The sequence below is a fragment of the Colwellia sp. NW0002-52-1 genome, from assembly GCF_057550865.1.
This window is the reverse complement of sequence record NZ_BAAJLU010000008.1, coordinates 17,918-31,153: the sequence shown is the minus strand read 5'-3', so window position 1 is coordinate 31,153 and position 13,236 is coordinate 17,918. Positions and strand designations below refer to the sequence as shown.

General features: G+C 36.4%; 11 protein-coding genes and 1 pseudogene. 5 read left to right on the top strand and 7 right to left on the bottom strand.

The features are described from left to right. Positions 1-19: 19 nt before the first annotated feature. On the bottom strand, positions 20-1,627 hold the full coding sequence (locus AC27H3_RS09695; protein WP_487105745.1) for a SulP family inorganic anion transporter: 1,608 nt from the start codon (positions 1,625-1,627) through the stop codon (positions 20-22). A gap of 342 nt (positions 1,628-1,969) precedes the next feature. On the opposite strand from AC27H3_RS09695, the gene AC27H3_RS09690 reads away from it, so the two are divergent. The 3 genes and pseudogenes from AC27H3_RS09690 to AC27H3_RS09680 form a co-directional block, all read left to right on the top strand. Next, positions 1,970-3,409 carry an NCS2 family permease gene (locus AC27H3_RS09690; protein ID WP_487105743.1) on the top strand — a complete coding sequence of 480 codons (1,440 nt, stop codon included), beginning with the start codon at positions 1,970-1,972 and terminating at the stop codon, positions 3,407-3,409. A 281-nt stretch (positions 3,410-3,690) separates the two neighbouring features. Then, entirely contained in the window at positions 3,691-4,386 is a 696-nt protein-coding gene (locus tag AC27H3_RS09685; protein ID WP_487105741.1) for a toll/interleukin-1 receptor domain-containing protein, read from the top strand. Positions 4,387-4,388: 2 nt separating this feature from the next. After that, positions 4,389-4,676: pseudogene (locus tag AC27H3_RS09680) on the top strand (transposase); the annotation flags it as partial. Positions 4,677-4,867: 191 nt separating this feature from the next. On the opposite strand, the gene AC27H3_RS09675 reads toward AC27H3_RS09680, so the two are convergent. From AC27H3_RS09675 to AC27H3_RS09650, 6 genes are all read right to left on the bottom strand, one after another. Continuing rightward, complete coding sequence (locus tag AC27H3_RS09675) at positions 4,868-5,596, bottom strand: substrate-binding periplasmic protein (RefSeq protein WP_487105739.1); 729 nt, start codon at positions 5,594-5,596, stop codon at positions 4,868-4,870. A gap of 68 nt (positions 5,597-5,664) precedes the next feature. Continuing rightward, a complete protein-coding gene (ybaK, locus tag AC27H3_RS09670; RefSeq protein ID WP_487105737.1) occupies positions 5,665-6,135 on the bottom strand; it encodes a Cys-tRNA(Pro) deacylase in 471 nt (156 codons plus the stop codon). Between the two features lie 31 nt (positions 6,136-6,166). Beyond that, positions 6,167-6,760, bottom strand: coding sequence for a PqiC family protein (locus tag AC27H3_RS09665; RefSeq protein ID WP_487105735.1), 594 nt, complete (start codon positions 6,758-6,760; stop codon positions 6,167-6,169). Beyond that, complete coding sequence (gene pqiB / locus AC27H3_RS09660; RefSeq protein ID WP_487105733.1) at positions 6,757-8,415, bottom strand: intermembrane transport protein PqiB; 1,659 nt, start codon at positions 8,413-8,415, stop codon at positions 6,757-6,759. The genes AC27H3_RS09665 and pqiB overlap by 4 nt, the downstream gene beginning before the upstream one ends. Next, the gene (locus AC27H3_RS09655) at positions 8,408-9,598 is read right to left on the bottom strand and encodes a PqiA/YebS family transporter subunit (RefSeq protein ID WP_487105731.1); all 1,191 of its coding nucleotides are present in this window, start codon (positions 9,596-9,598) and stop codon (positions 8,408-8,410) included. The genes pqiB and AC27H3_RS09655 overlap by 8 nt, the downstream gene beginning before the upstream one ends. A gap of 376 nt (positions 9,599-9,974) precedes the next feature. Then, positions 9,975-11,054: an OmpA family protein gene (locus tag AC27H3_RS09650; protein ID WP_487105729.1), complete on the bottom strand. Its 1,080-nt coding sequence runs from the start codon at positions 11,052-11,054 to the stop codon at positions 9,975-9,977. Positions 11,055-11,399: 345 nt separating this feature from the next. On the opposite strand from AC27H3_RS09650, the gene AC27H3_RS09645 reads away from it, so the two are divergent. Together AC27H3_RS09645 and efpL are read left to right on the top strand one after the other, a co-directional pair. Further along, entirely contained in the window at positions 11,400-12,317 is a 918-nt protein-coding gene (locus AC27H3_RS09645; RefSeq protein ID WP_487105727.1) for a M14 family metallopeptidase, read from the top strand. Between the two features lie 82 nt (positions 12,318-12,399). Next, positions 12,400-12,972 (top strand): elongation factor P-like protein EfpL, encoded by a 573-nt coding sequence (gene efpL, locus AC27H3_RS09640; RefSeq protein WP_273312518.1) that lies wholly within the window; start codon positions 12,400-12,402, stop codon positions 12,970-12,972. Positions 12,973-13,236 lie beyond the last annotated feature (264 nt).

The window sequence follows — 13,236 nt, the reverse complement described above, 5'->3', positions numbered from 1 at the left end:
GCATAGCGCTAAATTAGCATTAAGTACTATTGTTTTTTAAATAATACAAAGCTTCAATTCTACTTTTAAATATTTGCTCGCGGGGTACTTTTTCAAATAAATGTAATTTGTTAAAGTCGTTACGTACTCGTTGGCAAATATTAGATAACAATATTTTTTTCCCTTCGGTTTGATAACTCATAATAATTTCTTCAATGGCTATTGTGCTCGTAATGCCGACAAAACGCGCATCAGTAAAGTCAATTAGCAAGGCTTTGTCCTGATCTAATTTTGAAACACTTTGCTTTAATCCTCTGGCTACGCCAAAACCAATAGGGCCAGAAATATTCAACAAAAGCACTTGGTTATCTAACTCAGTGAATAACGCTTTTTCATAAACCGGTAAGTGCACAGCTTCTTTTGCAGTTAAGAGCTTAATGTTATCCAATTGAATTTCTGATAATCGGCGAATAGTAACTAAATTAGCGATAAATGCTGAAATTAACACCGCAGTAATTAAATCAAATATAACCGCCATCACCATAGTTGAAACCATTAAGGCAACACTAAATAACGGAATTTGATGCACGCGTTTAAGAAAGTTCCAATCAATAATACTAATGCCTACATGCGTTAGAATTGCCGCCAGTGCAGCGACAGGAATATAAGCGGTGTATTCTCCTGCCCATAATACAATAGCCAGAATAAATAGCGCATGTAAAATGCCTGACAAAGGTGTTGTGCCGCCAGCTCTTAAGTTAGTTACCGTGCGCATGGTTGCACCGCCACCAGGAAGTGCACCAAAGAAGCCAGCAATAACATTACCTATGCCTTGGCCAACTAATTCTTGATCAGAGTTATGTAAATCTTTACTGATACTATCAACGGTAAGCGAAGTCATTAAAGAATCTAGTGTGCTCAAGGTGGCAATAAGCAAAGCAGACTTTATCATCTCGCCGATTAGGTCATGTTGCCAAGTAGGAAAGTTAAACGTAGGTAATTCACTTGAAATTGCACCAACAACAGGAATATCACTACCTGAAAATATATAAAATATTGTTGCTCCTAATACTGCAATAATACTTGCTGGAATTATTTGCTTAAACTTCTGAGGCCAAACAAAAAGAACGGCTAAACATACCAAACCAACTAAGGTGTTTGTACTTGTTAACGTTGATGTCGATAAAGACAACTCAGCAAATGGTTTGCCAAATAAAACCGGTATTTGCGATAAAATTATCAAAATACCAATACCTGAAGTAAAGCCTGAAATAACCGGATAAGATATCAGCGTAAAATACTTACCCAGTTTAAAAAAACCAAAAAGCATTTGAAATACACCAGCCATACTAACCACAGTAAAAGCCATCGCCATACCATGTTCAGGCGATTTTGCTATAAAACTGGTTAAAATGGCCACCATTGCAATAGTTAACCCGGTATTCGGCCCAGATATTTGCTGATTTGTACCACCAAATATAGAAGCAAACAAACCCGTAATAATGGCACAATATATCCCCGCGCTAGCACCCGCGCCTGACGTTACGCCAAAAGCTAAAGCAAAAGGTAGTGCAACTATGGTAGAGGTAAGCGCACCAAAAATATCACCTTTAATGGTGTGACGATTAAAATGTGTTAGTTGAAGCATAACAACTCAATAATTAAAAATTCGATGAAGGCTGAGCGGCACTTTAATAATGTTAGTATTGAAATAGAAAAGAGATCACCCAGTATTGTAAGCTCTAGAAGAGCTTCGCGCAGATTATACAAGAAATATGTCAAAAAAACTTACTTCTTGACACTATTGACAGGTTTTCTATTTTAAGTTTAGGATGAAGTGACGACTAAAACAAAACAGCTAAATTAATCGTTAGCAAAAAAGTCATTAATCGCAAACAATTAAACATAAAGTGGTTAATTAATTTCCTTAAATAGGTTTTATTTATAACAAAGTAAAAACCAAGTTCTAAATAACTAGAGATTAAATATTATGGATGATCAAGTCGGCGTTACCAGCAGTACAGCAACTCGTGATCTAAACTTTTTAGAGCGATTCTTTAAACTAAGCTCGCACAATACCAACGTAAGAACAGAACTGATGGCAGGGTTAACTACCTTTGTAACTATGTCATACATTATGTTTTTAAATCCTATTATTATGTCTAAAACGGGCATGCCATTCGATGGCTTATTTTTAGCAACGTGTTTAGGTGCAGCAATAGCCACCATTATGATGGGCCTATATGCAAACTGGCCGGTAGGGCTTGCGCCAGGTATGGGCTTAAACGCATTTTTTACTTTTTCTGTTGTTGGCGCTATGGGCTATAGTTGGGAAATTGCCCTAGGTGCGGTTTTCCTTTCAGGTGTTATTTTCGTACTCATGAGCGTTACTCGGCTGCGAGAATGGATGCTCGATAGTATTCCGTTAAGTTTACGCTTAGCGATGACCGCTGGGGTAGGTTTATTTCTTGGCTTCATTGGCTTACGTTTTACTGGTATTGTAGTTGCTAACCCAGATAATATTGTAGCACTCGCCGACCTAACACACTTTGGCTTTGGCGAATTCGGCCCAGAAGCACCGGCACTTGGTTTTTTAAGCTTTTTACTGATAACCGTACTAAGTTATCGTAATGTATTTGGTGCAGTAATCATTGGTATAGCCATAACAACACTAATCGCTTTTATCATGACATGGGTACTACCCACAGAATTTTTTGTTGTAGCAGAAGCGGCTAAATCATTCGCTCCAGCCTCTGGTTTTGTTAGCTATAACGGCATGTTAGCTATACCAAACTTTTCAGCACTAGAGCCTATTCTGTGGAAAGCAGATATAGCAGGCGCGTTTCAAGTCGCTTTAATCCCGGTTATTGTTACCTTCTTATTTGTCAATATTTTTGATACCGCAGGCACATTAATGGGCGTTGCAGAGCGCGCTAAATTACAAGATAAAAATGGCAAAATTATTGGTTTAAGTAAATCACTAAAAGCAGACTCTATTTCTTCAGTTATTGGCACCGCTTTTGGTTGCCCACCCGTTACCTCATATGTTGAGTCTGCTGCTGGCGTTGCTGTAGGCGGAAGAACAGGCTTAACAGCCGTGACTGTAGGCTTACTATTTGCTTTGGGTATGTTCTTCTTGCCATTGGCACAAATGCTACCCGGCTTCGCGGTTGACGGTGCCTTAATTTATGTCGCCATGCTAATGATGAGCTCATTAAGAGGCTTAGATTGGGATGACTTAACCGAATACGCCCCAGCAGTTGCCACAACCGTGATGATGGCGTTTACTTTCTCAATAGCCAACGGCATTGCATTTGGTTTTATAACTTATACCGTACTTAAGTTAGGCGCCGGAAAACATAAAGAAATCTCAAACGGTGTATGGGCATTAACGGCTTTATTCGTAGCTAAATTTATATTTTTAGCTTAAGAGTAAAATAGCTTTGATAAGTGCAAAATTGTTTTAAATAGTGAACTGTGTATTTATACAGTTTTTCAGTATTTCCCGCTTTATTGTAGAAAGGCAGATTTAATCTGCCTTTCTACATCTGTTTATTCAATGGTTAATAATAAGTAATTGAATGTAAATATTAAGTTATGTATATTGATTTGAATAAATATTCATTAGATGGGTTTGTCGCTTGTGGAAAGGCGGATTTGATCTGTCTAATAAGCTGTTAGAACTAATAATCAACTAAGGAGTAAATTTTCATGGCAAGATGTACCGCACCAGTAAGAGGGCATAGTTCAGCCGCCGCATCAGCAGCCTGTCCTGCATGCCGCTATAAAAGTCGTGGTTATGGCGGTGGTGGTTATAGTTCTTCTTATCCCTCGTACGGCAGTGGCCGTAGTTATACAAGTAGCGGAGGAGGCAGTTCTAGAGGTAGTTCAAAACCACGTTGGTCAAAGTCAGGGTCTTCCGTATCTTACACTTCAGCTCAAATTCAATCTCTCACCCCTGTACGGAATGCTGTTGAAATTCGTGCCGCAGCTCAACCTGAGCTTCGTGATGCTTTCTTGTGTCATGCGTGGGGCGACCGTAAAGAATCCGCCAAAGAGCTACACGACTTGCTTGAAGCAGCAGGAGTTAAAGTATGGTTTAGTGAAAAAGATCTTGGGCTTGGTGTACCAATGATGCGAGCCATCGACAAAGGCTTAGCAAACTCTAAAATAGGACTTGTATTAGTAACTCCAGCCATGCTTGAGCGATTACCCAAAGAAAGCGTAGCAGATAAAGAGTTATCAGCGCTCCTTGCTGGCAATCAACTTATCCCTATTGTGCACAACACCACATACGACGCTTTACGAAATGTAAGCCCTTTACTGGCTTCCAGATCAGGGCTAGATACTTCAGAAGATTCAATGGCAGAGATTGCGGAAAAAATTTCAGAGCTAGTAGCAATCTAGTTTTGTGTAAATTAGTTCTAACAAATAATGTGGCGCGTTGTGTTCGACGCGCTTTTTTATGCGGTGAAGATACCTTATCAGGACAAAGCTTTGAGCATCGCCGAGAATGGATAGAAGAGAAGTTACACTTTCTCAGCCAAGTGTTTGCCATCGACGTTTGTGCTTATGCGGTAATGAGTAATCATTATCATGTGGTGTTATTTATTGATGAAGAAAAAGCCAAGCAATGGAGCATAAATGAAGTGATTGAGCGCTGGCACCGCTTGCACAAAGGCACGTTACTAACACAGCAATAATTTAACATGACACCCAACCTAAGTAATTAACATGACACTAACCTTATATTTACCCCATAAACCCTACATTTAACCAAGAAATCCCCACAATGTTTTCTCAGATTAATCTTGTTTATGCATTTAGTTGACTGTCATACCAAACTTTTTAATTGAATTATTGAGTCTGAAATCTGCAAATTAAAGCGTTAAAAGTTATATTTTTTAAGAAGAGTTTGATATTCACTGGTCGATTTAAAGGCTTTTAACGTTTGGTTAAAAGCCTTTACATCAGTTTTATTTTTAAAGGCTACGCTGTAGGGGCTTAATGGAAAAACGGCATGAATATCTATTTCATTGAGTTGAATGTTTTCCTTCTGCTTTGCTAAGTAATGTAAAAATATTTTAATATCCATTATAAGCACTTGTACTCGCCCTAGCTGAAGTAATTCCAATTGCTTTTCTTGATCGGCAACCTGCAAGTACAATGGGCTTTTAGCAACGGCTAAAGCAAATTTATTACCTAATAATTTATGGGCTGATTGAAATGAGGCGACAGAATAATTTCCTATATCTGTAATGTTATTTAGTTGTATTTCTTGTGCTTTTAACGATATTGCCACATTTTGATAGTTTATGTAGGTATCGCTGATAAATAAACTATTTTTGAAGGTATTTTGATTTATTGTCATTACCGCATCAATATCGGGGAGGGCGAGCATTTTTTCAGAGCGACCATATGGAATAAAAATAAATTCAGGCTCTTTGTTTATGGTAGTTAACAACTGCTGAATTAATTCAAGCTCAAAACCAGTGGTGTTTTTTTGAATGACATAAGGTGGCTTAGATAGGCCGACAACAACTTTAAACGGTTGCTTAGCTGTACTTTCTGCTGAAAATATAAAGATAATGATACATAAAATAATATGTGTTTTCATAGCCACCTAAAAACGCGTTTATAGAAATTTATTCGTATTTATTCGTATTTATTCGTATTTATTCGTATTTATTCACTGATAATATCAGCATAGCTAGCTTGCAAAGATAGTATTAAGTACTGTGGTGCTAATTCTATCTCTAAACCACGCTTTCCACCACTAACAAATATGGTCTTTAGCGTTTCTGCACTTTTATCTAAAACCGTGCTTAAGGCTTTTTTTTGACCTAATGGACTTACACCGCCAAGCAAATAACCTGTTGAATTTTGTACTTTACTAACTTCAGCCATTTTAATTTTTTTTGCTTTTAATGTTTTGGCGAGTTTTTTTAAGTTGAGCTGTTTTGCAACGGGTATTACTGCTACAGCTAAATAATTGTTATCCACTTCAACCACTAGAGTTTTAAAAACAAACTCTGCATCTACATCAAGTTTCTCTGCTGCTTCAAGGCCATAAGATTTTGCACTAGTCTCGTGGGTATATTGATGTACCTTATAAGCTAAATTTAGCTTTTTTAGTTGGTTAATTGCCGGTGTCATGTAATTAACTCGCGGTTAGTCATTTAAAAATCTATTTTATTTTTTGATTAATGATTTGTTCAGCTAGTTGCTTAATGCTACTACGCATTTGTTCTACAGCGTGCTCATAGCCATTTTTATTAAGCGGTAATGTAATCGCGAAGTTACTGGTACGGTTCTTTTCGGTTATGGTTATATTGTTATCATGTATCGAAAAAGTACCTTTTAGTATAGCTTGTGATTGATGGGTTGCATGAAATGCGGTTATGTCGACGGTAATCTTATTTTCTAACGCTTTTGGACTGACGTTTGTGTTAGCTACATAATGAAAACGTCTATCTTGTTGGTTCAACTCTTGTAATAAGGCTTGTGCAATACTCTTTTGTAAAGGCTCAGCCCACATATGAAAATGAGAGTAGTGCAATTGATGACTTGAAAGTTGTAAAACCAAACTTGGTTGTTTTAAGTACTCAGGTAACTCTAGTAATTCAACAACTATATTTTGCTGATCTTCATTACTGTGATCTACAGTATTTGTGTTTGTTGGACTGTTGAGTAAATAATACTGCGTTTTTTGTTGTGGATCCGAACTACAAGCCGTTAACAGTATTATTATAAAAATAGTGACTATTGATGCTTGTTTCATTGTTGCGCTCCGTTAAATTTGGTTGGTGTTGGCTCTGTAGTTTCACCGTTATTAAAAATTAAACTATTAGGTTTATGTTTTAGTTGATTCAACAGAGGTTTTAACTCGTTCATGGTGGCGGTTAATGTGTGTAAAGTAGTTCGTAAATCTTCATAACCTGTTGAACCGGAAGATAAATCTTTAGTTAATGCGGTGATGCCTTGTAATGTTCTACTGAGTTCGGCACTTACTTGTGCATGTTCAGCCTGACTTAATATATTATCGAGACTTTGGCTTACTTCTTGTAATTCTTGGGCGGTTTGGGTTACTTCTACCATGAGTGTGTTGGCATTAGCACTCATACTTTTAAGTGGAATATTGTTGAGATTATCAATAAATTGTTCAGCTTTAGCCGTAAGTTGCGAAAACTCATCTCCGTTATTTGGAATAATAGGGTATTCACCATACATTTCAATAGCGGTTACTTTTTGCTCTTTTTTGTGTTGTAAATCTACGAAGAGGCTTCCGGTTAGAATATTACCTGTACGTAAAACAGCTTTTAAACCATGCTTAATCCAGTGAATATTTTGTGCTTTCATTAGATTCTCACCTTTTTGATTATCGGGCATGCCAACTCTGCCTGGTTGCAAACTAATGAGAACAGGAATTTTAAAGTCTTCTTCTATTATTTTTTCTTGTGGTAATGAATGAATTAAATTGGTAGAGCGTACCTTACCAATTTGAACACCTTTATATTCTACTGGTGCGCCAACCGAAAGGCCTCTTATTGAGTCGTTAACCAGAACAACAAATTCTATTGAACGGCGATAACGTTCGTCGTCAGCTTCTTCATAGTTCGCGTAAATGTCGTAATATGAACGTTCACCTATTTTTTCCCCTAAACTCATGCCGTCAGGAATGCCGAATGTTACACCGTTAGTTAACATAGTTTCAAAATTGCCTGTTTTAACGGTTATACCATCAGAATTTAAATCTAACTGTAAACCACTAACGTCCCAAAATTTGGTATTACTGGTGATGAGTTGATGATAGGGAGATTTAATAAAAACATTATAATAAACAATACGTTCTTCAAAATTAAAGTAGATGTCTTCAAACTGGCCTACGGTTAAGCCTTTATAAATAATAGGATCGCCTTTTTTGTAGGCAAATTGGTCGTTACTGTTAAGAGTTATGTGCAAGCCAGGTGTGCCTGCTGGTGTAAGCGGGGGAGAATTTAGCGCGTCAAATAGATAACGCTCGTTCTGACTTTTTCCTGGTGATATTTCAATGTATACGCCTGAAATTAATGTACTAAGGCCCGATATTCCTGCATGCGATATTTGCGGTGAAACCACCCAAAACATGCTGTCGCTGACTAAAAACTGTTCAGCTGATTTTTTTATTCTTGCGGTAACAACAACACCATTACCATTTTTATTTAATTCAATTTGGCTAACTTCTCCAATATCAACATTACGGGATTTAATTTTAGTTTTTCCTGCTTCCATGCCTTCAGCAGTTGCAAAGTTAATGGTGATTTCTGGGCCAGCATTGCTCCATTGATAGTAGATCATCCAACAACCAATAAAAATGGCAATTAATGGAATAAACCAAATGGTAGAGACGGTTTTTATCGGTTTAATTGTCGCGTCTGATGTTTGTGAATCATTCATATTTTTTTCTATCATTCCAAATTAATTGCGGCTCAAAACTCATGGCGGCCAACATAGTTACAATAACCAAGCCCGAAAACGCTAATGTTGCTGTGCCAGGGGTAATGCTCATGGTTGGCCCAAGCTGAATTAAACTGGCAAGAATAATCACCACAAAAACATCGATCATTGACCAACGACCTACAAACTCAGCCATACGATATAGTTTAACTCTTTGTAAGCTTAATCTATCACTTTGTTTTTGAACACTATAATTTAACCAAGCTAACACTATGATTTTTGCTACAGGAATAATAACACTGGCAACAAATACAATAACGGCAATAGGGTACGAACCACTTTTCCACAACAATATAACGCCGCCAATAATGGTACTAGGCTGATCTTGGCCAAAAAAGTGTGTTGTCATTATCGGGAACATATTTGCAGGAATATATAAAATAACTGCGGTTAGCAGTAGTGCCCAAGTTTTTTGTACACTTAATGCATGCGAAATAGGATCATCTTTGTTGGTATTTATTGGGCTTTTAATCGTTTTAATTTCATGAGCCTGCTCAACTTGATCTAACAGTTGATATAGTTCCCGTTTATCAATATGTAAAATGACAATTGTCATTGATAAAGCAAATAATATAAACGCATAAAATGATAAACCTAGTTCAATTTCAGCCATTGAAATAATTTTAATTAAACTGACCAATGCACCAATAAGAAAAATTTCAACCATGCTCCAAGGAATTAATGCAAATACCATGGATAAAATTTTGCGTGCGTACTTGGGGTGCTGCCCTTTGTTCATTGGAATAAGTAAATAAATTAAAGACAATAGCACCACGGTAGGGATGGCAAAAATAGTTATAAACTCAATCAGTGCAAGTAGCTGATAATCATTTTCGATTAAGACAAAGAAGCTTGTAATAGCGTCAAAATGATTTTCTAAGCCGTTAGCGCTAAAAGACAGAAACTTAAAAGGTAAAGAAGCGATTAAAAAAATTAGGGCAGTTATGGAAAACGCAATAATTCTTTGGTTAGCATTGCGATGAATAGCGCTCAGGGTATATCCGCAGCGAGGGCACTGTGCTTTTTGTTTTTCTTTTAAAATAGGCATATTTACAGTTAGTGCACATTCGTAACACTGGAGCTGCGTTTGATATATTTCAGTGATTTGCAAATTTTCTGGCATTGTTAATGCCACCCTTATTTTATAATAAGTTGTTATAGCTTAAATTAGCATAAAAGTTAGGGTAGGAACTAAATTATTTAATTAAAAATAATGATTTACTGCTAAAACGTTAAATGAAAAAAGTGTAGCTTCTATGCGAAGTTTAAAGGAGGGCAAGCGAGAACTTTTGCCCTCTAATCTACACTAAGCGTTAAAAGCGTAGAGTAAGTTAAATGCTTGAAGGCTTTGATAAACGTGTTTATTGAACAATGTAGTGTTAACCCCTGGTGTTAGCCCAGTGTTAACTTTAAATGTAATTAGGTGATAAAATGAAAAAGCGCTGTATTCAATTAATGAATACAGCGCTTTATATTTTTAAAGTAAGTTAATTAGCTTATTAGCGTTTAACAGGTACTTTTTTATTAACAACCACTTTCGCTTCTATACGTCTGTTTTCTTTATGTGCTTGCGCGTTATTTGCTGGGTTAATTAGTTCTTCTTCACCCATGCCAGTAGCGGTTAACCTTGAAGCTTTAATACCAAACTCATCAGTTAATACTACAGTAATGGCATCAGCACGCTGTTGTGATAGTTTTTTATTAAAAGCAGCAGGACCAGTAGTAGAAGTATGACCTTTGATTTCTAAGTTTACATGTGGATATGCTTTTAGAAAGTCAGCAGCAGCTTTAATGTTGTCATAATATTCAGGCTTAACAACTGCTTTAGAGTTATCAAACTTAACGTGTAAGTGCATTGCATCATTTTCTTCAGTAAAAATGGTACAACCGTTGCTGTCTACTTTATTGTCAGCAGGTGTTGATTTACATTGATCTTTGCTATCAATAACACCGTCATTATCAGAATCTAGTGGCTTAGCCATAACGGGTGCTGCTTTTGCTGGTGCAACTTTAGGCTCAGAGCGGACAATTTTCTGTTGTGTGTCGCCAAAAAAGTAAATAAAACCAATTTGAGCGCTTAAATCTGTATAGGCTTCATCTAATTGGTAATGGCCATTACCTTCAAAATAGATAGCACTACGGTCACTAATATAATGACGGTAACCTGCACCAACGTTAACAGATAGTTTAGTTTCAAGTACTTCTAAAGCACTTGCACCTGCCATTAAGTAAAAGTTCTCTTCGTTAGGAAACAAAAGGTAATTTAATGCGATATTTGAACCAGAAGGGGTACTTGGTGCCCAACCTACTCGTGTTAGGTTTAGGTGCGTATAAGAAAGTCTATATTCAGATCTTTCACTGTAACGGTAACCTATTTCAGCACCCATACCATTAGCGTGTTTAATAAAATCAACACCATTTGAAGTAAGTCTATCATCGTCAGTGTTCATTCTTGTGCCGTGAATACCGACATAAGTTTTACCAACAAGATCTTCAGCTTTTGGTTGCTCTTGAGCATTAACTCCCAGGGCTAAAGCTATACTTGTTATGAGTAGTGCTGTTTTTTTTTGTAAGTGCACAATAAAGTTCCTTTTGAGTTATTTGTTAATAAATTGTTTCATAACGAGCATTTTAGGGTAAATCAATTGTAATTGCAGCATTTATATGCAATTTGATGATTATTTAATGCTATAAATTGAATTGTTTATAAAATATTAACCCTTTTTAAGATTGTATTTACGGATGAAAGAAAGTGTAACTATTCAGCTACGTTTTTAAAAACGATGTCTTATTTATTTTTAACATCGTTATTCATTTATTAAGCATGTATATATTTATCTTATTAGAGCTATTTGATTGTTATACTTCAGCGCTATAATAGAATTTATAATTGTACAAAACGAAATACTTATTTAGGTAGTTATATGAATACAGAAGCGGCATATCCGATTGGTGAGTTAGGAAAAAAGTGGACAGAAGGCGATAAAGAAATATGGTTTCAGCAGCAGAAGAAAAAACGCAGTTACTTTGAACTTGTTGTTACACAGTTAGATAGCTTAAATGAGGATTATGTTATTGAGCAATATGGTAGTTTGCTGTATGACGCTGAAAATTATCCTTTATATGCGCTTAAATCACTAGAATGGAAAGACGATAAACCCACTATTTTGATAACCGGCGGTGTTCATGGTTACGAAACCAGTGGTGTTTTAGGCACTATTCGTTTCCTTCAAACAGCTGCTAAGCCATTTCAAGCTGACTTTAATTTTGTCGTATTGCCTTGTATTAGCCCATGGGGATTTGAAACCATAAATCGTTGGAACCCGTTAACAGTAGATCCTAATCGCTCTTTTTATGAAAACAGCCCTGCACAAGAGTCTTCTGCGGTTTTTCAATATATTAAAACTTTAGATATTGATTTTTTAGCGCACATTGATTTACATGAAACTACAGATACTGATAACAGTGAGTTTAGACCAGCACTAGCGGCTAGAGATGCTATAGAGCAAAAAAACTGGAATATTCCCGATGGTTTTTATTTAGTGGGTGATAGCACTAAGCCGCAAAATGATTTTCAAAAAGCTATTATTAATTCAGTTGAAAAAGTAACTCATATTGCACCTGCAGACGATGACGGTAAATTGATTGGCGTACCTTTATCGCAAGTGGGCGTAATAAATTATGCTGCGCGTGAATTAGGGTTATGTATGGGCTTAACTAATGCACCTTATGTAACAACAACAGAAGTTTATCCAGACAGCCCAAGTACAAATGATGAAATATGTATACTTGCTCAAGTTGCGGTTATTACTGGTGCATTAAATTACTTAATGGCCCTATAAACTGTGAAATTAGCCGATATTATCTTGCATAATAAGTTATTCATGTTATTTTTCCTGCATAAATTAAATGAGGATGGTTTTAATGCCAAAAGCTAGTGATATAAAAAAGAATGCCGCGATCGAGTATAACGGTAAAGTAATGATTGTTAGAGATATTGAGCGTTCAGTACCGCAAGGTCGCGCAGGTGGTAGCTTATACAGAATGCGCATGTACGATGTTGTTACTGGCGGCAAAGTTGATGAAACATTTAAAGCTGAAGACATGCTTAGCTTTGCTGATTTAACTCGTCGTGCAGCAATGTTTTCTTATGTTGATGGCGAAGAGTATGTTTTCATGGATAATGAAGACTATACACCTTATAACTTAAATCAATCGACAATTGCTGAAGAAGTTTTGTTCATTAATGAAGAAACTCAAGGTTTACAAGTAATTATTGTTGATGGTGTACCGGTAGCAATTGATTTACCTTCAAGTGTTGAGTTGGTTATTAGCGAAACAGACCCGTCAATTAAAGGTGGTTCGGCTACAGCTAGAACTAAGCCTGCTATTTTATCTACTGGCTTAACAGTACAAGTACCTGAGCACATTTCTACAGGTGATAAGATTAAAGTGAATACCGAAGAACGCAAGTTTATGGGCCGCGCTGATAAGTAAGCTATTAGTTAGGTAATTTTTTTTTAAGTCATATGAGATTTAAAATGTCTTAGCTTAAGTATTTTTTGCTCACTCTGGCTAAACTGACTTTCCTAAAATAAGTGGCTTTGTAGAATATAAAACCAGTTAATTCGTTAACTGGTTTTTTTAGGTCTATATAAAACAAAGTAGGGCAATTTAAAACTTTAGTGGTAGGTTTTTAAATTTGCTTCAGGCTTTGAACATAAAGAGAATGCATAGTCATTAACGCTTTAATAGAGGCTT